Genomic DNA, 20299 nt, shown 5'->3' on the forward strand with positions numbered 1-20299 from the left:
CAATCCCGGCTGATTGAATAGGACCAGCGCGGGCGGGTAACTGGTAGGGGTCTCATGTCTGTTCCACATGAGCATGTGGCGTCTTTCTATCGTGCATCTGCGCCGCGCGCGGCATTTGCCGGCGGTGACGGCTTTCTGGCGCTGGACGGCCGCGCGCATGCCGAAATCTGCGTCATCGGCGGTGGGCTGGCCGGACTGACGACGGCGCATGAACTGGCGCGGCGCGGCCGCCGGGTGCTGCTGCTCGAGGCCGACCGTATCGGCTGGGGCGCGTCGGGTCGCAATGCCGGCTTCGTTTCCGGCGGCTTTGCCGAGGGCCTTGACGCGCTCGAGGCCCGCCTTGGCCTCGATCATGCCCGGCGGCTGCATGACCTGTCGCGCATGGGCGTGCAGTATGTCGCCGAGACCCTGGTCAGCAGCGACCGGCGTGACATCGTCGGCGGCCGGGGTGGCCTCAGTCTGTGGCGCACGCCGCCCGGCGATGCGCTGGACCGCCGCCAGGAGCGTCTGGCCAGCCTCTACGGTCTCCGGCTGGATGTCTGGGACCGGTCGCGCCTCGCCGATGTCCTCGCCACGTCCCGCTATCATGGCGCGCTGCATGACGCGGCCGCCTTCCACATCGATCCGCTGGCCTACGCGCGGCTGATGGCCGAGCGCTGCCGGGGCGTCGGGGTGTGGATCTTCGAGGCCAGTCCCGTCTGCCGCGTGGCGCAGGTCGGGGCCGGGTGGCGGGTGGAGACCGACCGGGGTGTGGTTCATTGCGAACAGGTGGTGCTGGCCACCAGTGCCTATGGCGTGCTCAACCACACCTACCGCCCGCTCGACCGGGCGATCCTGCCGGTGGCCACCTATGTCGTCACCACGGAACCGCTGGGCGCGCGTCTCACGGACACCATCCGCTTCCGCGGCTGTCTCTCGGACACCCGGCGGGCGGGCGACTATTACCGGGTCGTTGCCGAGGATCGCCTGCTCTGGGGCGGCCGGATCACGACGCGGCGGGGTGAGCCGCATCGTCTGGCGGAGCGGCTCAAGGCGGACATCCTGCGGATCTATCCGCAACTTGGCGACTTCAAGGTGGAGTTCGCCTGGTCCGGGCTGATGGGCTACACCCGGCATCGCATGCCGCTGATCGGGCAGTTCAAGCCGGGCCTGTGGGTGGCGACCGGCTTTGGCGGGCATGGCCTCAACACCACGGCCATGGCCGGCGTGCTGGTTGCGGCCGCCATTGCCGAGGGGGACGACCGCTGGACCCTGTTCGCGCCGTTCAAGGCCCGCTGGGGCGGCGGTGTGGCCGGCCGCGTTGCCACCCAGATCGAATACTGGCGGCTGCAGGCGCTCGACCGGTTCGCCGAGCAACGGGCCGGCTGAGAGGCGGCCCTGGTCTGGCCCCGGATTCTGATCCTGATCCTGACCCTTGTCTCGGCCGGGGCGAGGGCGCCGCTGCCGCCGCTGCGAGGTCCAGTGGGGCCGGATGTGCGGGGGCTGATGTCGGGGGGGAGCCTGCCTACCGCAGGCGCGCCAGCTGCGTCTCGACGTCGAGAAAGGCCGGCTCCAGTGCCATCTCGTGTTCGGGCAGCGTGTAGGCAATCCACAGCGTGTAGTCAGCCGACCTGCCCCTGAAATGCCACAGGGTCTCAAGCAGCGAGCGGTCAGCGTTGCCGGAGGTGCGGAAGGTGATGCCGCGCCCGGCCACACCGCTCAGCCGCACCGGCGCGAAGCCGGCCTTCAGGTACGTTCTGGCAAACAGGTCTGCCTCGGTGGGGCCGGTGTCCTGGGCGTGCTGGCGAATGACCACCTGCAAGCCCTGGTCCGAGGTGTAGATGCAGCCGGCGATCCGGGTGCGGCCGGTCGGCATGACCTTGGTGCGCGTCAGCGAGCCCATGCGGTTCGGGCAGCTCAGGCCGGAGTAATGCCGCATGCCGAGGGCGTCGTTGACCCAGCCGGCCTCGTACTCGCTCTGCACGCGCGGGGCTGCGGTCTGGGCGAGGGCAGATCCCGGAACCAGTGCTGCCGCCACCGCACCCAGCGAGGCGATGACCAGCCAGGCTGCAAGAGCGGACGCGACCCGGCAGGCAGCTTCCCGGCGCCCAAGACCCGGCCGCTCGCGGCGCCCGGGGAGGGTCGGTCCTGGCTGCGGGGGCTGGGGCGAATCTGGTCGTGTCTCCGGCATGCCCCTAGCGTTGCTCGCGGCGCGCCATGAAGGCAAGCCGCTCGAACAGGTGGACATCCTGTTCGTTCTTCAGCAGCGCGCCATGCAGCGGCGGGATCAGCCGCTTCGGGTCCTTCTCGCGCAGCACCGACGGGTCGATGTCCTCGTTGACCAGCAGCTTGATCCAGTCCAGCAGCTCCGAGGTCGAGGGCTTCTTCTTGAGGCCGGGGACCTCACGGATGTCGTAGAACAGCGCCAGGGCTTCCTTGAGCAGCCGCTCCTTGAGCCCGGGGAAATGCACCTCGACGATGTCCGTCATCGTCTGCCGGTCGGGAAACTTGATGTAGTGGAAGAAGCACCGGCGCAGGAACGCGTCCGGCAGGTCCTTCTCGTTGTTCGAGGTGATGATGACCACCGGGCGCTGGCGGGCCTTCACGGTCTCGCCGGTCTCGTAGACGAAGAACTCCATGCGGTCGAGTTCCTGCAGCAGGTCATTGGGGAACTCGATGTCGGCCTTGTCGATCTCGTCGATGAGCAGCACCGGTCGCCGTTCGCTGGCGAAAGCTTCCCAGAGCTTGCCCTTGCGGATGTAGTTGCGGATGTCGTGCACCCGTTCGTCGCCCAGCTGGCTGTCACGCAGCCGCGAGACGGCGTCATATTCATAGAGACCCTGCTGAGCCTTGGTGGTCGACTTGACATGCCACTCCAGCAGGGGGGCGTCGAGCGCGGCCGCCACCTCATGCGCCAGCACGGTCTTGCCGGTGCCCGGCTCGCCCTTGACCAGCAGCGGCCGCTCAAGCGTGACCGCGGCATTGACGGCAACGCGCAGGTCCTCCGTGGCGATGTAGTTGCTAGTTCCCTCAAAACGCATGGTGCATCGGCTCCCGGATCAGTCGGGCGGGAGAGTAGGGCGCGACCCCGAGCGGTGCAAGCCTTGCCGGCTGGGACGGAATTTCCGGGCGGCTCGGCATCTTTTGCCGTTGCCCGGCAGCTTCGTGCTGGTTCCCGGCCTGCGGGCGGTGCGGATGGTTTTCCGAATAGATCAATAAATCCAGTGCCTTGGTCTGTGCATTACACTTGGCACGGCGCTTGCGAAGTCGCGGCAGGGCCACTCCTGTTCGTTGAGTTCAAGAGGAAGCGGAATGAGTATCTACGGGGCAATCAATGCGGCGACTTCGGGCCTTGCGGCCCAATCGAAGGCGCTTGAAAACATTTCGGGTAACGTCGCCAACTCCCAGACGATTGGCTACAAGCGCCTCGACACCACCTTCTCCGACCTCGTGTCGAGCGGGGGCGCGGTGCAGGGCAAGCAGGTCGCGGGTACGACCCTTGCGACGTCCCGCGCGACCAACACCGTGTCGGGCGCCATCGTCGCCTCCCAGGTCGACACCTACCTCGCCATCAACGGCAAGGGGTACTTCGTCGTCACCGAGGCCAGCGACGTGATCGATGGTCAGACGACCTTCGCCGACGCGGAATACTACACCCGCGCCGGTGACTTCGAGCTGGACGAGAACGGCTTCCTCGTCAACAGCGCCGGCTATTACCTCAAGGGCTACAAGCTCGATCCGCTCACCGGCAACGCCGTGGGCGACAGCGCGACCGTGATCCAGGTCCCGAACCAGCCGATGGCGGCCAAGGCCACCTCGGAGATCCGGTATCAGGCCAACCTGCCGACCTATCCGCTGACCAAGAATGCCAACAAGACCGTTCCGGGCAGCCAGTTCCTCGACACATCGGGTGCCATCACGGCCACCTCGAACGTGACCAAGGCGGACCTGCAGGACTTCCTGGATTCCTCGATCTCCGGTCAGGCCATCACGGGCTATGATGCCAACGGTGCCCCGGTGAACGTCGAGATCCGCTGGGCGCAGACGGCCGCCAACACCTGGAATGCCTATTACTCCGCCGGACGCGACGCCACCACGGCGGCGGCCACCGACGTCATGTGGAACCTGATCGGTCAGGTGACCTTCACGCCGGCCGGCAAGATGGACACGCTCACGCCGCGTGGCACCAACACGCTGGCCCCCGGCAACACGGGCTTTGTCATCGATGACCTGACTGTCGGCGGCGTGAACGCCGGCGACATCCAGTTCACCTTCAAGAATGACAGCCTGACCCAGTATGCCGATCCCAAGGGCCTGGCGACCTCCGTGTCGCTGAAGCAGGACGGGTATGCTGCCGGTCAGGTCATCGGCGTGACGATCGATGCGGCTGGCCGCGTGACGGCGTCCTACTCCAACCAGCAGCAGCTGGCGGTCTACGAGATCCCGATCGCGACCTTCAGCGCCGAGCACAACCTGCGTCGCGTGGACGGTGCCGCCTTTGCCGCGACGCCGCTGTCGGGTGTTCCGGTGTTCGGCGAGGGCGGTTCGGTGCTGTCCAACAGCTACGAGGCATCGAATGCCGACATCGCTGCCGAATTCTCGAAGCTGATCATCACGCAGCAGGCCTATTCGGCCAACTCCAGGGTCGTGACCTCGGCCGACGAGATGCTGAGCGACGCCCTCAACATGATCCGCTGATGCGGGCTTTGGTGCGGGGACGGCTCTGCGGCCGTCCCCGTCTTGAGTAGGGGTACCGGAGGCGCATATGGGTCTGACATCCGCGCTCAACACCGCCATCTTTGGCCTGACGCACAACCAGCGTCAGATCGATGTCACCGCGGCCAATATCGCCAACGCCAACACCGCCGGCTACACCGCAAAGCGCGTGGAAGCCGACGTCTATTTCGACAAGCACGGCAATGTCTCGGGCCTGCTCACCAGCGACATCCGCCGCGATGTCGACCGCGCCATTCAGGCCGGATACTGGGACAGTCTGGCGGCCAATGCCTATGCCAGGACCTTTTCGGGCTATACCAGCGAGATCGACCGGACCATCGGCACGATCGGGGACTCCTCCTCCCTGCCGTCGCTGATGTCGAAGCTGAACACCAACCTTGCCGCGCTGGTCAGCGCGCCGGACAGCTATGCGGCGCGTCAGGAGTTTCTCGGGACAGCCGATCTGCTGGCGCGGCGGCTCAACTCCACCTACGAATCCTTCCAGGACATGCGGGCCCGGGCGGACAGTGCCATCGGCAACCAGGTCGGCGAGGTCAACCAGCTGCTCAAGCGCGTCGAGGAGATCGACGCGGCCATCCAGAAGGCCAAGCTGACCGGCATGCCGGGTGTCGACCTCTACGACCAGCGCGACCGGTATCTCGAACAGCTTTCGGGATATCTGGACGTGTCGGTCTCGTTCGACACCAACGGCTACACCCGCATCAACACCTATTCCGGACAGATCCTCTTCGCGGAAGGCAAGGCGGCGCAGATCGAGTTCAAGACGACCGGCACCCTCAAGCCGGGCCAGGACGGCAACTCCATCACCGTCGTGACCCCCGGTGGCACGCCCTACGATCTGGTCGACGCCTCCCGCTCCGGCTCGCTGATGGCGCTGGTCAACCTGCGCGACAACACGATGCCTCAGGCCCAGGCGCAGCTGGACGAGCTTGCCTCGCAGCTTTCGCTGGCCTTCTCGAATGTTCCTGTTGCCAGCACGCCGGCCACGGTCGGCGCCGAGACCGGCGCCACTCTGGATCTGGCTGGGCTGCAGTCGGGCAACGCGGTCTCGCTCACCTATGTCGACAGCGGCGGTGTCACGCGCAATGTGAGCTTCGTTGCCGTGCGTGATCCGGCCTTGCTGCCCTTGCCGGCATCGACCACGGCCCGGCCGGACGACATCGTCTATGGCATCGACATCTCCAGCGGGAACACCGCAACCTACATTGCCCAGATCGCCACCGCCCTGACCGGTTCCAATCTGGCGGTGGCCAACGACGGCACGGGAAAGCTGCGTGTGCTGGGCGATACGGCCTCGGGCACGGTGATGCGGTCGCTGTCGGCCAATGTCACCGTCACCGGCTCCGCCAACCAGGGTCTCGGGCTGGCCGTCTTCGTCGATGCCCGCAACGGGCAGCAGCTTTACACCGGGGCGCTGGAGAACGGCGGACAGAAGACAGGCTTTGCCCGCTCGATCGCCCTGGATGCCACGCTGAAGACGGACAGCTCCCGTCTGGTCAACTACCAGACGACGCCGACCACCAATTCGCCGAAGGACTCCTCCCGGCCGCAGTATCTGCTCGATGCGCTCACGAAGACCAACCGGCCGTTCGATGCGGCCGTGGGAATCGGCACCGAAGGCGATCCGTTCCGGGGCACGGTGATGAACTTCGTCACGCAGTTCGTCACGTTCCAGGGCGAGCAGGCGCAAACGGCCAAGGAAGAGGCAAGTGCCCGCTCGACCCTGACCCAGAACCTCGCCCTGCGCTATGAGGAAGACTACAAGGTCGATGTCGATGAAGAGCTTGGTTTCCTCGTTCAGTTGCAGAACGCCTACTCGGCCAATGCCCGGGTGATGCAGGCGGCACGTGAAATGTTCGACGTTCTTCTGAACTCGGTCTAGAGGTAGTCATGGCAGTTGGCACGATCACATCGTCGCGCGGGTATCTCACGCAGCAGCTGACCACCCTGAGCCGGACGCTGACTGAGAAGACCGCGCAGCTGGCAACCGGCAAGGTGTCGACCACCTATGGCGGCGTCGGCAACCAGCGACAGCTCGACCTGGAGCTGTCGCAGAAGGTGAAGCGGATCGAGGCCTACCAGGAAACGATCACGATGAGCCGTCTGCACATCAAGACGCTCAATCTCAATCTGGAACGTCTCGAGAAGCTCCGGATCCAGGCCAAGGATGCCATGGATCTCAACAATTTCGAGCTTCAGGCCGACGGTCAGACCTCAACCCAGGCGACGGCGGAAATCCTTCTGACGGAAGCCATCAGCCTGCTCAACTCGGAGGTCGGAGGGCACTTCCTGTTCGGTGGCAGCGATGCCAGCAAGAACCCGGTGCTGCAGATGCAGCAGATCCTCGACGGGGTCGACGGCAAGGCGGGGCTGAAGCAGGTGTTGTCCGAGTTCTGGCAGGCCAATGCGGGCGCCGGCCAGAATGGCCGCATGACCGTGTCGGCGCAGAACACCACCTACAGCGGCGGTGGCGCGCCGTTGACCTCCTCGTTCACGGTCAGCGAGGACGGCGCCCACACCTTTGGCTTCGACATCAAGGCCGTGACCACCAACATGGTGAATGTCACGCTGACGCCGCCGACGGGCGCGGATCCGGACAGTTTCGGCATCGAGCTGACCGGACAGCCGGTGCCGGGTCAGAAGATCAGCATCGAGCTCGGCTTGCCGCCGACAGGGGCGCGGACGACGCGGGTCGAGTTGACCGTTGCTGCGAGCGGGAACGCGCCGAACACCTTCCTGGTGGGCGCGGATCTCGAACAGACAACGACCAACCTGCGCAATGCGGTGATGGCCGCGCTGACCGAAGAGGCGAAGACCACCTTGCGCGGGGCCTCCGACGAATGGGCCGCCAACTCCTTCTTCGATACCTTCGGCGGCACTCCGCCGATGCGGGTGGCCGGTCCGCCCTTCAACACCGCGACCACGCTCGTGGACGGGTCGGCGACCACGACCTCCTGGTACGTCGGCGAGAACACCGCCACGACCGATCCGCGGCAGGACAAGATCGCGGCCGTCGACGACAACCTGCGTCTCGGCTACGGCGTGCGGGCCAACGAGCGGGGACTTGCCAATGTGGTCAAGACCCTGTCCACCTTCATCGCAGCCGATTTCTCCGCCAACACGGCGACGGACGAGAAATACTACTCGGCCCTTGCGGACCGCATGAAGGCAACCATCCAGCCGGAGGGGACGGCCCGGTCCGGCATCGTCGACATCACGACCGAGGTGGCGATTGCCTTCCGCTCGATCGAGTACACGGCCGAGCGCCACACCACGCTGAAGTCCGGGTATCTTGGCACGATTGCCGAGATCGAGGGGATCGACAAGGAAACGCTCGCGGTGGAGATCGTGCAGCTCCAGACGATGCTGGAAGCCTCCTACCGTGCCTCGTCGATTGCCATGAAGATGTCGCTCGCCGACTATCTCTGACCCAGCACGCCCGCTTCAGAAAGGAAAAGGCCGCGCGGCTTGCCGCTGCGGCCTTTGTCTTGGGGGCAGTGCCCGTCGGATGACCTTGCCAGTCTGGAACACGGTTCCGGTCGGCAGGACGGTGCTGCCGCGATCCGCCGTGCTCGTTCAGCCGGCTGTCTGCGGCTGCGCGCGCAGGCCTTCGGCGATGCTGCGGTTGATCGAGATCAGCGTGCCGAGCTTGTCCGGCTCGGGGTTCATCAGGATGTCCATCGTGTGGCGGAAGATGAAGACGCCAAGGGTTGCGATGTTGTCCTTGATGGGCTGGGGCAGGGGATTGTCAGGGCTGGTGACGGAGGTGACCAGAACGGTCCAGAGCTTGCGGTTGTAGGTCAGCGCCTCGTCCTTCTCGGCGAAGGAGGTCTGTTCCCACTCGTCCTTGACCAGCTGCAGCCTAGCGGCCGCCTTCATCAGGATGGTCGCTTCCAGCTCCCGAGGCGAGACCGCCACCTGGCTTGTTTTCTGATAAGCCTGCGCTGCCTGCTTGTACATGACTGATAAGCGTCCTCTCGTACTCGATAAGCTTTTTTGCTTCTTTCAGAGCCTTGTAGAAGGCACCACCCAGGATCGAATTGCTTACCTTTGTAACATACGGGATGGTACTCGGGGCAGCCTGGATGATGTCATTCACCAATGTAAAGTAGTCGTCCTTAATTTTCTCTATATCGGAAGAAAGATACATCAGCTGCACCGCCAGGTAGATACGCTTGGCGGGCGTATCTGCCGTTGCGGGAGTGAGGATGTCCTTCTCGCGGAGGATCGGCGCCTGGCCCTCGATGAAGAGGCGCGTGCGCTGATTGTCATTTGTAATGACACTGTCGCCGACGATGATCCTCTCGCCCGGCTTCAGCTCGACCTTGAGCGCCATTGCCAGCCCTCCACTGACCAGTATCGTTCACGAGTGTTAACCAAAAGGTTAACGCGGACTTGCGGTTTCTTAACGTTCTCAGCCGGCCCGATCAGCCGAACAGGCTCAGAACGCTCTGGTCGGCCTGGTTGGCGAGGGACAGTGCCGTCGAGGAGAGCTGCTGGCGCGTCTGCAGGGCCAGCATGTTGGCGCCTTCCTGGTTCATGTCGGCAATGGTCAGCGCGCCGGCACCGACTTCCAGCGTGTTGATGAGCTGGCCGGTGAACTTCTGCCGCACCTCCACGGTCGACAGCGTGGTGCCGAAGGAGGAGGCCGACGAGCGCAGGGTGTCCAGGGCGGCGTTGATGGCCTGCAGGGTGCGCTCGATATCGGTGTCGTCCTTGAAGTCGGAGTCCGTCGCTGTCAGCTTGACGGTGCCATCGGTGGTCGCCAGGGCGCCGATGTTGAAGTCGGGGTTGGTGCTCTTGATGTTGAAGGAGATGTCACCGACGAGGCTGATCGTGCCGCCCGAGAAGCCGGCATCGAGACCCTTGACGCCATTGATCAGCTTCACGAGGTCGTCGACCGTGGTGTTGGCCGTGATCTCGAGCGACGCCGGTTCGTAGTTGTTGCCGTCGACGATGGTCAGCACGTCACCGACCTTGTAGCTGCCGGAATTGACCAGCTTGGAATTGGCCGTCATCGCCGTCGGGGTGAGGGTGGTCGTGCCGGTGCCCACGCCGCCGTTCGTGGCCGTGCCACCGCCGGCCGCGTTCTTGGAGATCGTCACGTTGGCGCCGAGACCGGACGTCACCGTGATCGCGTCGGTGCCCTCGTCAAAGGTCGCCTTGATGCCACCGAGGCTGTTCAGCGCATTGACGTAATCCTGCACGGTCTTGATCTCGCCGACGCCGCTGCCGACGGTGAAGGTGCGGGTGGTGACGCCGTCGGAGACGGAGACCACGTCGCCGTCGGCCCAGGCTGCAAGATCCGACAGGTTGGAAGAGGCCTGCAGGCCGGTCAGGGACAGGGTGCCGCTCGCCGCATTGAGTGCAAAGGAGGAGGTCGCACCGGCTCCGGTCGCCAGGTCCTTGAGCGCCAGACCGGTGTCGAGCGTCGTGTCGGTGTAGTCGACGGGCAGGACCTTGAGATTGGAGGTGCTGTCCTCGTTGAAGATCACGGTGAGCTCGTTGCCGGCGCCGGCGAGCAGGTTCTTGCCCTTGTAGCTGGCATCCCGCGCCATGTCCTCGATCTGCTCGAGCACGGCGTTGTAACGCTCGGCATAGACCTTGCGCTCGTACTCGCTCTGGGTCTGCAGCGCCTGGTTGGCGATGGCCTTGGCGGATTCCACCAGCTTGGTGATGGACGTGATGCCGTTGTCCGCTGCCTTGATGGTCTGGACCGCCTGGCCCATGTTGTCGAGCAGGTTGTTGAGATCCTTGGCGCGGTCGTTGAGACCTGCTGCCGTGAAGAACGAATTCGGGTTGTCGAGAGCGCTGTTCACCTTCAACCCGGTCGCCAGACGGTTCTGGGTTGTCGACATCAGGCCGGCGGTATTCTTGAGCGAGAGCAGGTTCTCCCGGACTGCGCTGGACAGGACAATGTCGCTCATGTGGTGCTCACCGATCTCTACAAGGGTGGTTCCTTAACAAACCACTAACGATGTTCTGACCTTATTTCTTAATGAAAAGTAAATGGCCTGTGTACCTGTTAACCCTTCGGTGAGCCGAGTTACCAAAGCCTTTCTTTGATGTCATTGAAAACAAAGCGAAAAATTCTCGCGGGGATAAGGCGCGGGGCCCTGTTACAAACGCCAAGAGGCGGGGCTGTTGCCCCGCCTCTGCAGACGCCGCCGAACGGCGATTCGCCTTGATGATTCTCAGAACAGCGACAGCACCGTCTGGTCCGCCTGCGAGGCGAAGGAGAGCGATGTGGAGGCCAGCTGCTGCCGGGTCTGCAGGGCAAGGAGGTTGGCACCTTCCTGGTTGGTGTCGGCGAGGGTCAGCTTGCCGGCGCCTTCCTGCAGCGTGTTGATCATCTTCTTGGTGTAGTCCTGCCGGATTTCCACGGTCGACAGGTTGGTGCCGAACTCGGAAGCCTGGGCACGCAGGTTCGACAGGGCCGTGTTCAGCTTGTCGATCGTCTTGTTGATCGCGGCATCGGTGGCAAAGCCGGATTCCTGCTGCGCCACCACATTGACGCCATCCGTGTCCGCCGTGAAGGCGGCCGCGTTGAAGTCACGGTTGTCGCTCTTCAGCACAAGCGACACATCACTCTCGATGGTGATCTTGCCGGTGGAGGTGTTGAAGGAGGCGTTGACGCCGTTGAAGTCCTTGATGAAGTCAACCAAGTCTTCGACAGTGGTGGTCTTGCCGATTTCAAGCGAGCCGAGCTCGTAGCCGTTGCCGTCTTCCAGTGTCAGGGTGTCGCCGACGTTGAAGGAGCCGGAGTTCATGAGCAGCTGGCTGGTGGCGGTGTAGTTGTTCGCCGTCACCGAGGCGAGGTCAGCCGGGACCGGCGTGGCCGCACCGCCGTCGGTGTTGCGCAGGTACACGTTGTCATTCGAGGTGATCGTCAGCGTGCCGGTCTTCTCGTCGAACTCGGCGCGCACGCCGGCAGCCTTGTTGATCTCGTCGACGACGTTCTGGACAGTGGTGTTGGCGCCAATGGTGATGGCCGAGGTGCCGGAAACCAGTGAGCCACCGCCGGTGGCCGCGGTGCGCAGCTGCAGCACGTCGTTGACGTCAAGGCTGGTGGCATCGGAAATGAGCGAGCCGGAGGTCAGCGTGTTGCCGGAGGCGTTGGTGAAGGTGATGGTGGCCTTGCCGCCCTCGATCTGCAGCGACGACGCGCCGCCCTTGGCTTCCTGCAGGTCGGTCAGGTTCAGACCCGCGGTCAGCGTCGTGTCGGTGTAGTCGACGGCCGACACGGTCAGCTTCGAGGTGTTGTCCTCGTTGAAGATGGCGGTGAGGTCGTTGCCTTCGCCGCCGAGCAGGTTCTTGCCCTTGTAGGACGAGTCCTTGGCGACGTCCTCGATCTGCTTCATCAGATCGTTGTACTGCTTGGCGTACTGGGCGCGCTCGTACTGGCTCTGGGTCTGCAGCGCCTGGTTGGCCTTGGCCTTGGCGGTCTCGACCAGCTTGGTGATCGAGGTGATGCCCTGATCTGCTGCCTTCATCGTCTGCACCACCTGGCCCATGTCGTCGAGGAGGGTGTTCAGGTCGTTGGCCCTGTAGGTGAGGCCAGATGCGGTGAAGAAGGAGTTCGGGTTGTCGAGGGCCGAGTTGACCTTCTTGCCGGTCGCCAGCTTGTTCTGGACGCCGGACATCAGATCGGCGGTCTGCTGAAGGGTGAGCAGGTTCTGCCGTACGGCAGCCGACAGCGTGATATCAGACATTACATGTCCCTTTCCTGGGGGCATCTATTTCCACCGCTCGTCCTGAGCGGGTACGGCCTGATCATCATTTGTTAATCTTAATCAAAGGTTAACAGGCGTTCGCAGGTGTTTACGATCCCTCCACGAAGGTTAGGGAAACGGGGGAAATCGGTAACGGATCGGTGTCGGGAGGGGCCTCTTGCTGTCCGTTCCTTCAGGTTTCGTTAACGCGCGTTAACGAAGCCTTGTCCGGCCGTCCGGGTGGCCTCGCAAACTGCAAGGGCAGACGTTGAGTGCTTGATGATTCGATGCCGAATCGGCGTTTGACTTGGGCAGGGTGCAGGCGGGGAGGGATGCGCGTCTGCGCTGGCCGGTCATGCGGTCCAGCCAGCGTCCGGTGCCAGGTGGTCCGGTGGGTTTGTCCGGGCGCGGTCGGTGCAGTCGCCCTCATGCCTTTGCGCCGGACATGACGCAGCCGGTTGCGGGAGGATCCCGGGCCGGTTCGGAGCCGGGGCGGGAAAACGCAGAAGGCGGGGCCATGGGCCCCGCCTTCGGTCTGAGTGTCAGGTTGTGGGTCGCGCGGCGGTGCCGGCTTAGAAGAGCTGCAGCACCGTCTGATCCGCCTGCGACGCGAAGGAGAGCGATGTGGAGGCCAGCTGCTGCCGGGTCTGCAGGGCAAGGAGGTTGGCACCTTCCATGTTGGTGTCGGCGAGGGTCAGCTTGCCTGCGCCTTCCTGCAGCGTGTTCATCATCTTCTTGGTGTAGTCCTGCCGGATTTCCACGGTCGACAGGTTGGTGCCGAACTCGGAAGCCTGGGCACGCAGGTTCGAGAGGGCGTTGTTCAGGCGGTCGATCGTCTTGTTGATCGCCTCGTCCGACGCGAAGCCCGAATCCTGCTGGGCCACCACATTGACGCCATCCGTGTCCGCCGTGAAGGCGGCCGCCGCAAAGTCCTTGTTGTCGCTCTTCAGCGTCAGGGACACATCGCTCTCGATGGTGATCTTGCCGGTGCCGGTGTTGAAGGAGGCACTGACGCCGTTGAAGTCCTTGATGAAGTCGACAAGGTCTTCGACAGTGGTGGTCTTGCCGACTTCCAGCGAGCCGAGCTCGTAGCCGTTGCCGTCTTCCAGCGTCAGCGTGTCGCCGACGTTGAAGGAGCCGGAGTTCATGAGCAGCTGGCTGGTGGCGGTGTAGTTGTTCGCGGTCACCGAGGCGAGGTCAGCCGGGGCCGGCGTGGCGGCACCGCCGTCGGTGTTGCGCAGGAACACGTTGTCGTTCGAGGTGATCGTCAGCGTGCCGGTCTTCTCGTCGAACTCGGCCCGCACACCGGCGGCCTTGTTGATCTCGTCAACGACGTTCTGAACCGTCGTGCCGGCACCAATTGTGATTGCGGACGTTCCCGAGACGATCGAACCGCCGCCGGAGGCTGCCGTGCGCAGCTGCAGAACGTCGCCGGTGTCAAGGCTGGTGGCGTCGGAGATCAGAGAGCCCGAGGTCAGCGTGTTGCCGGAGGTGTTGGTGAAGGTGATGGTGGCCTTGCCGCCCTCGATCTGCAGCGACGACGCGCCGCCCTTGGCTTCCTTCAGGTCCTGCAGGTTGAGGCCGCCGGACAGCGTCGTGTCGGTGTAGTCGACGGCCGACACGGTCAGCTTCGAGGTGGCATCCTCGTTGAAGATCGCGGTCAGGTCGTTGCCTTCGCCGGCCAGCAGGTTCTTGCCCTTGTAGGACGAATCCTTGGAAACGTCCTCGATCTGCTTCAGCAGGTCGTTGTACTGCTTGGCGTACTGGGCGCGCTCGTACTGGCTCTGGGTCTGCAGCGCCTGGTTGGCCTTGGCCTTGGCGGTCTCGACCAGCTTGGTGATCGAGGTGATGCCCTGATCCGCCGCCTTCATCGTCTGCACCACCTGGCCCATGTCGTCGAGCAGGGTGCCGAGGTCGTTGGCGCGGTTGCTCAGGCCCGACGCGGTGAAGAAGGAATTCGGGTTGTCGAGGGCCGAGTTGACCTTCTTGCCGGTCGCCAGCTTGTTCTGGACGTTTGACATCAGGTCGGCGGTGCTCTGGAGCGTCAGCAGGTTCTGCCGTACGGCAGCCGACAGGGTGATATCAGCCATTACTAGTCCCTTTCCTGGGTCCACACATGACGCCGCTCTTTCTGAGCGGGTATGGGCTGATCATGATTTGGTAACCCTAATCAAAGGTAAACATCGGCAAATTTAAGGTTAATCAAACGTAAACATGACTTTCTGGCGGAATACTGCCGGCTTTTGAAGAATTAACCAAGGTTAATTTTCGTAAACATTGATTTCTGGCGCGGTTGGGCTGGGGGGCGGACTGGCAAGGATTGCGATCGGCCCGGCGCAAGCGGGGGCACGGGGACGGACCAAACGAAAACGGCGGGCCAGGGGCCCGCCGTCCGAAACCGGAACTCCGGTGAGTGAATGTCGATCAGAACAGCCGCAGCACGTTCTGATCGGCCTGGGAGGCCAGCGACAGGGCCGTGGAGGCCAGGGACTGCTGGGTCTGCAGGGCCAGGAGGTTGGCGCCTTCCTGGTTGGTGTCGGCGAGGGTCAGCTTGCCGGCGCCTTCCTGCAGGGTGTTGATCATCGCCTTGGTGAAGTCCTGGCGGTTCTGCACGATCGACAGGTTGGTACCGAAGGTCGACGCCTGGGCACGCAGGGTTTCCTGGGCCGTCTGGAGCTTCTTCAGGGACGCTTCGATGTCGCTGTCCTTGGCAAAGCCGGATTCGGCCGAGTTGTTGGTCGTGCGGTCCGCGAAGGAGCCCGAAGCGGACGAGGACGAGGCCATCGTCAGCTTGAACTCGGAGGTCACGGTCATGGTGCTGCCGGAGCGTGCTGCGCTGACACCGGCGGTGTCATCGAGGAACTTCTCCAGATCGTTGACCGTGGTCGTCGAGGTGATCTCGAACTTGCCGACTTCAGTGCCGTTGGTGTCGGTCAGGGTGAGCACGTCGCCGGCGGCGAATTCGCTGTCGGCGGTGAGCAGGCTGCCGCCGGTCAGGGCCGCCGAGGCGGTGCCGTTGGTGAGCGTGATCGTCGCGGTGCCCGACGTTCCGGTGGCGAGATTGGCGAGGTTCAGACCTTCCGACAGGGTGGTGTCGGTGTAGTCAACGGCGGTGATGTCGAGGTTCGACGAACCGTTTTCGTTGAAGGTCACCTTCAGGTCGTTACCGGTGCCACCCAGCAGGTTCTTGCCCTTGTAGCCGGAGTCCTTGGCGATGTCCTCGATCTGCGTCAGGAGCTCGTTGAACTCCTTGGCATACTTGGTGCGCTGGACCTGGCTGGAGGACTGGGCGGCCTGGTTGGCCTTCGCCTTGGCGGCGTCAACCAGGTCGGAGATCGCGGTGATCCCCTTGTCGGCCGCCTTCAGGGTCTGGGTCGTCTGGCCCATGTCGTCGAGCAGGGTGCCCAGATCGCTCGACCGGTTTTCGAGACCCTTGGCGGTGAAGAAAGAATTCGGGTTGTCGAGCGCGGAATTGACCTTCTTGCCCGTGGAGAGTTTCTCCTGGACGCGGCTCATCATCTCAGACGTGGACTGAAGAGCGGTGAGGTTGGCGCGAACGGCGCTCGAAATGGTGATACCAGCCATCGTTTTATTCCTTCCTGGGAATACTCTTTACTTGAACCCTTCCTGGGTTCGACAGCTGTGAGCCTGCGCTTCAATTCGTAACTGGGTGTAAATGAACTTGGTTAGTGGTAATTAACCTTAACAAGGCTGAAAGTTGATCTGACAGGGATTTGCAAAATGCTGACGGATCAGCAGCCTGACGCCGGCGCTCAAAAGTAAAGCGGCGGACCAGAGGCCCGCCGCTTTCCGCGTCTTGTTGTCCGACGCTCTCCCTGTGTGTCTTGATCAGAACAGCCGCAGCACGTTCTGGTCTGCAGAGGCGGCCAGCGAGAGGGCCGTGGAGGCCAGCGACTGCTGGGTCTGCAGGGCGAGGAGGTTGGCGCCTTCCTGGTTGGTGTCGGCGAGGGTCAGCTTGCCGGCGCCTTCCTGCAGGGTGTTGATCATCGCCTTGGTGAAGTCCTGGCGGTTCTGCACGATCGACAGGTTGGTACCGAAGGTCGATGCCTGCGAGCGCAGGGTTTCCTGGGCGCTCTGGAGCTTCTTCAGGGTCGCCTGGATATCGCTGTCCTTGGCAAAGCCGGATTCGGCCGAGTTGTTGGTCGTGCGGTCCGCGAAGGAGCCCGACGCGGACGAGGACGAGGCCATCGTCAGCTTGAACTCGGACGTCACCGTCATGGTGCTGCCGGTGCGCGACGCGCTGACGCCGGCGGTGTCGTCGAGGAACTTCTCGAGGTCATTGACCGTCGACGTCGCCTTCACCTCGAACTTGCCAATTTCCGTGCCGTTGGTGTCCGTCAGGGTCAGCACGTCGCCGGCAGCAAACTCGCGGTCAGCGGTCAGCAGGCTGCCGCCGGTCAGGGCCGCCGAGGCGGTGCCGTTGGTGAGCGAGATCGTCGCGGTGCCCGAGGTGCCCGACGCCAGACGCGCCAGGTTGAGGCCGTCCGAAGATGTGGTGTCGGTGTAGTCCACCGCCGAGATGTTGAGGCTCGAGGTGCCGTTTTCGTTGAAGGTCACCTTCAGGTCGTTACCGGTGCCACCCAGCAGGTTCTTGCCGCTGTAGCCCGCATCCTTGGCGATGTCCTCGATCTGCGTCATCAGCTCGTTGAACTCTTTCGAGTACTGCGCGCGCTGGGTCTGGCTCGAGGTCTGGGACGCCTGGTTGGCCTTGGCCTTGGCGGCATCGACCAGATCCGAGATGGCCTTGATGCCCTTGTCGGCCGCCTTCAGGGTCTGCACCGACTGGCCCATGTCATCCAGCAGGGTGCCCAGGTCACCGGCGCGGTTGGACAGGCCCTGCGCGGTGAAGAAGGAGTTCGGGTTGTCCAGCGCCGAGTTGACCTTTTTGCCCGTGGAGAGCTTCTCCTGGACCTTGCTCATCATCTCGGAGGTGGACTGCAGGGCGTTGAGGTTGGTTCTCACCGCGCTGGAGAGGGTTATTCCTGCCATTTTCTTGTTCCTTCTGGTTTGCGCCTGTCATCCTTTCTGAATGACGAAGGAACCATGCAGGACAAGGGCTGTATTACTTGTAAATCGATATGGTTTCCCGAATTTAAGTTTAAACAGGTGTAAATTTAACTGATTTCTTTATTTTGGATTTACGTTAATCGTGTTGGTGAATAATCTTGGTTAACTTCAGAAGCTTCGTTGCCTTGCTTGGGTTTCGTCCGTTGGTGGGGTAAACGAAAGGCCCTCGCGCCGGTTGGCGGAGGGCCTTGCTCGTTGGGGTGAGGGTGGTGCCTGCAGTCAGGCGGTGCGCATCACGGTGGACTTCGGCTGCTCGCCGGCCTGTGCGTCAACGCTGCGGGCATAGGCGCGCAGCTTGCGCAAGGTTTCGCTCGGCACCTGGTTCACGACCTCTCCGGACTCCTGGTCCATGGCCACATAGATCAGGGACTGGCTTTCCGGGTCGAGCTTGTTCTTGCGCACAAGCTCGCGCACCTGCTGGCCGCCGACAGGCTCTGCCTTGCGGTCTTCGGCCGCGGTGCGGCCCGACTGGGTGTCCTCGGACGGCGGAACCGTCTTGGACGGTGCGATCTCTGTCTTGGTGGCGGGGGCGTTGCGCTGCTCCGCCCGCGCTTCCGGTGTGATTGCCGTGTAGGACGGCAACGGCGACCGGACAACTCCTGTGTCCATGGCGGCCTCCTCGGGATCCTGGTTCCTAGACCCGATGCTACAGGATGACGCTACGACAAGGACGTGAATCGGCCGTTAACGGAAATGAGAGGATTTTAACGGGCTGCTTTTTTCCGCACTGATTCGCCAGGTCTCAGAGCGACCGGTTGACGGAGATGCCTTCCGCCGGCCGCGGCGCCGCGGGCGGCGCGCCGGCGGGACCGTAGGTGGTGGTGCGCTGCTTGGCGCCGACGGCCCGTGCAACCGTGTTGACGATCGAATCCGCCACCTCGCGGGCCGTCGCGAGGACTGCAAGGTTGATCCGCAGCACGGGCTGGAACTCGGCGTGCTGGCGCCGCAGTGCCTGCACGGCCGCCGGCGCAAGGTTGCCGAGCGCGACGGAGTGTTCCTTCGCGTAGAGAACACCCTGGGTGTAGTGATGCACCAGCACCGCCTTCTCGCCCTGCAGGTCGCCCGCGGCGCGCAGCTGGCCAGCGCGCACCAGATCGGTCTCCGTCTCGACCACTTCGAGCAGACGTTCCATGGTCTTGCGGACGGCGTTGCAGAAGTTCTCGGCTTCCTGCCGGCTCACCGGGCGTTCGATGGAAAAGGGAAGGGCGGCGGTGGCTTCAGCCTTCTCGATCACTGGGGTATCTCCTGCAGGGTCAGCAGTTCACGTTCGAGGGTCGCGGCAATTCCGATGCCGCCGCGCCCGGCGATGTTCTTTGCAAATTCGTCGACGAGCATCCCCTGCCAGGTCTCCGAGCCCGCGCCGCCGCCCCAGGCCCCGCCTTCCTCCAGACCGGAGAACATGGACTGAAGCATGGTGTTGAGGAACACGGCCTCGTAGGCGCGGGCCGCTTCCTTGATCTGGGTCTCGGGATCGGCGTTGCGTGCGGCCAGCGTGCTGGCGGGCAGGGTGTGCAGGGCCGGGATGGTGCTTGTGCTGGTCAACATCAGAGCGCCTCGATTTCCGCCTGCAGCGCGCCGGCGGCCTTGATTGCCTGGAGGATGGAGATCATGTCGCGCGGGCCGATGCCGAGCGCATTGAGCCCGGTGACCAGTTCCTGCAACGTCACGGTTTCCTTGAGGATGGCGAGCTTCTTGTCGCTGCTGTCGTCGACGGTCACATCCGAGCGCGGCACGACGGCAGTCTCGCCGTTGGCAAAGGGAAGGGGCTGCGACACCTCCGGGCTTTCGGCGATCGTGACCGTCAGGTTGCCCTGGGCAACGGCCACGGTGGAGACCTTCACGTTCTGGCCCATCACGATGATGCCGGAGTTCTCGTCGATGACCACCCGGGCCGGCAGGTCCGGCTCGATGATCAGCTGCTCGATGTCGGTCAGGAGGTCGACGATGTTGCCGTTGTAGTCGCGGGGCACGTCGATGCGCACCGTGGACGGATCCATCGGCTCGGCGGTCGGCATGCCGATGAGCTCGTTGATCGCCAGCGCGACGCGACGGGACGTGGTGAGGTCCGGATTGCGCAGCGCCAGACGAACGCTGGTCATTCCGGCCAGCTTGAACTCGACCTCGCGCTCGACCAGCGCCCCATTGGCGATGCGGCCCGAGGTCGGCACGCCCCGGATCACGGCAGCCGCATCCGCCTGTGCGGAAAAGCCCGCGATGGCCACCGAGCCTTGCGCGATGGCATAGACTTCGCCGTCGGCACCCATCAGCGGCGTGACCAGCAGGGTGCCGCCCTGCAGGCTGTCCGCATCGCCGAGGGCGCTGACATTGACGTCGATGCGCGTGCCCTGGGTCGAGAAGGGCGGCAGGTTGGCGGTCACCATCACCGCAGCGACGTTGTTGGTGTTGAGGTCAATGCCGCGCGTGTTGACGCCGAGGCGTTCCAGCATGGCCTGCAGACTTTGCCGGGTGAAGGGCGCGTTGCGCAGGCTGTCGCCGGTGCCATTGAGACCGACGACAAGGCCGTAGCCGATCAGCTGGTTCTCGCGGATGCCTTCAAAGTCGGCGATGTCCTTGATGCGCGAGGCGGCCGAGGCCGCCGTGGCCAGGCAGGCCAGGAGCACGAAAACGGCGCCGAAGCGGAACAGGTTGGCAGACGTCATTCGGGGTGATCCGGACATGAGTGTTTGCCGGCCTCTATGCGAGAGGCGTGCCACAGTGTGCGCCGGTTTCGGGATCTTGTCTTAAGGCTCTGGAGATATTGGTTAAATTTCTCTGAACTCACA

Annotated in this window: 17 protein-coding genes; 4 read left to right on the top strand and 13 right to left on the bottom strand. The window is 63.7% G+C overall.

The window, feature by feature from the left end:
- Positions 1-54 precede the first annotated feature (54 nt).
- Positions 55-1368, top strand: coding sequence for an NAD(P)/FAD-dependent oxidoreductase (locus GWI72_RS02595; protein WP_161675490.1), 1314 nt, complete (start codon positions 55-57; stop codon positions 1366-1368).
- A 136-nt stretch (positions 1369-1504) separates the two neighbouring features.
- Here GWI72_RS02595 and GWI72_RS02600 read toward each other — a convergent pair whose 3' ends face one another.
- Both GWI72_RS02600 and GWI72_RS02605 read right to left on the bottom strand, forming a co-directional pair.
- Positions 1505-2017: a hypothetical protein gene (locus GWI72_RS02600; protein WP_161707798.1), complete on the bottom strand. Its 513-nt coding sequence runs from the start codon at positions 2015-2017 to the stop codon at positions 1505-1507.
- 157 nt (positions 2018-2174) lie between these two features.
- The gene (locus GWI72_RS02605) at positions 2175-3020 is read right to left on the bottom strand and encodes an AAA family ATPase (RefSeq protein ID WP_161707799.1); all 846 of its coding nucleotides are present in this window, start codon (positions 3018-3020) and stop codon (positions 2175-2177) included.
- Positions 3021-3291: 271 nt separating this feature from the next.
- Between GWI72_RS02605 and GWI72_RS02610 the strand changes: the two genes are divergently transcribed.
- The 3 genes from GWI72_RS02610 to GWI72_RS02620 all read left to right on the top strand — a co-directional run bounded on the left by GWI72_RS02610 (position 3292) and on the right by GWI72_RS02620 (position 8145).
- Positions 3292-4677, top strand: coding sequence for a flagellar hook protein FlgE (locus tag GWI72_RS02610; protein ID WP_161675496.1), 1386 nt, complete (start codon positions 3292-3294; stop codon positions 4675-4677).
- Positions 4678-4744: 67 nt separating this feature from the next.
- On the top strand, positions 4745-6598 hold the full coding sequence (gene flgK / locus GWI72_RS02615; protein WP_161707800.1) for a flagellar hook-associated protein FlgK: 1854 nt from the start codon (positions 4745-4747) through the stop codon (positions 6596-6598).
- An 8-nt stretch (positions 6599-6606) separates the two neighbouring features.
- Positions 6607-8145: a flagellar protein gene (locus GWI72_RS02620; protein ID WP_161707801.1), complete on the top strand. Its 1539-nt coding sequence runs from the start codon at positions 6607-6609 to the stop codon at positions 8143-8145.
- A 147-nt stretch (positions 8146-8292) separates the two neighbouring features.
- Here the strand turns inward: GWI72_RS02620 and flaF are convergent, their stop codons facing one another.
- The 11 genes from flaF to GWI72_RS02675 form a co-directional block, all read right to left on the bottom strand.
- Positions 8293-8676: a flagellar biosynthesis regulator FlaF gene (gene flaF / locus GWI72_RS02625; RefSeq protein WP_161675503.1), complete on the bottom strand. Its 384-nt coding sequence runs from the start codon at positions 8674-8676 to the stop codon at positions 8293-8295.
- Positions 8579-9052: a flagellar biosynthesis repressor FlbT gene (gene flbT / locus GWI72_RS02630; protein ID WP_161675505.1), complete on the bottom strand. Its 474-nt coding sequence runs from the start codon at positions 9050-9052 to the stop codon at positions 8579-8581. Before flbT ends, flaF begins: the two co-directional genes overlap by 98 nt.
- Positions 9053-9143: 91 nt before the next feature.
- Positions 9144-10643: a flagellin N-terminal helical domain-containing protein gene (locus tag GWI72_RS02635; RefSeq protein ID WP_161707802.1), complete on the bottom strand. Its 1500-nt coding sequence runs from the start codon at positions 10641-10643 to the stop codon at positions 9144-9146.
- Between the two features lie 267 nt (positions 10644-10910).
- On the bottom strand, positions 10911-12428 hold the full coding sequence (locus GWI72_RS02640) for a flagellin N-terminal helical domain-containing protein (RefSeq protein WP_161675507.1): 1518 nt from the start codon (positions 12426-12428) through the stop codon (positions 10911-10913).
- Between the two features lie 572 nt (positions 12429-13000).
- Positions 13001-14518: a flagellin N-terminal helical domain-containing protein gene (locus GWI72_RS02645; RefSeq protein ID WP_161675509.1), complete on the bottom strand. Its 1518-nt coding sequence runs from the start codon at positions 14516-14518 to the stop codon at positions 13001-13003.
- Between the two features lie 334 nt (positions 14519-14852).
- Positions 14853-16013, bottom strand: a complete 1161-nt coding sequence (locus tag GWI72_RS02650) for a flagellin (protein WP_161675511.1) — start codon at positions 16011-16013, stop codon at positions 14853-14855.
- Between the two features lie 264 nt (positions 16014-16277).
- Positions 16278-17438 carry a flagellin N-terminal helical domain-containing protein gene (locus tag GWI72_RS02655; RefSeq protein ID WP_161675512.1) on the bottom strand — a complete coding sequence of 387 codons (1161 nt, stop codon included), beginning with the start codon at positions 17436-17438 and terminating at the stop codon, positions 16278-16280.
- 297 nt (positions 17439-17735) lie between these two features.
- Positions 17736-18125: a hypothetical protein gene (locus GWI72_RS02660; RefSeq protein ID WP_161675514.1), complete on the bottom strand. Its 390-nt coding sequence runs from the start codon at positions 18123-18125 to the stop codon at positions 17736-17738.
- Between the two features lie 133 nt (positions 18126-18258).
- Complete coding sequence (locus tag GWI72_RS02665; RefSeq protein WP_208995753.1) at positions 18259-18750, bottom strand: hypothetical protein; 492 nt, start codon at positions 18748-18750, stop codon at positions 18259-18261.
- Complete coding sequence (locus tag GWI72_RS02670; RefSeq protein WP_161675516.1) at positions 18747-19061, bottom strand: rod-binding protein; 315 nt, start codon at positions 19059-19061, stop codon at positions 18747-18749. The genes GWI72_RS02665 and GWI72_RS02670 overlap by 4 nt, the downstream gene beginning before the upstream one ends.
- Positions 19061-20176: a flagellar basal body P-ring protein FlgI gene (locus GWI72_RS02675; protein ID WP_161675517.1), complete on the bottom strand. Its 1116-nt coding sequence runs from the start codon at positions 20174-20176 to the stop codon at positions 19061-19063. Before GWI72_RS02675 ends, GWI72_RS02670 begins: the two co-directional genes overlap by 1 nt.
- Positions 20177-20299: the final 123 nt, after the last annotated feature.

It is taken from the genome of Pannonibacter sp. XCT-53, from assembly GCF_009915765.1.
Lineage (GTDB): Bacteria > Pseudomonadota > Alphaproteobacteria > Rhizobiales > Stappiaceae > Pannonibacter > Pannonibacter tanglangensis.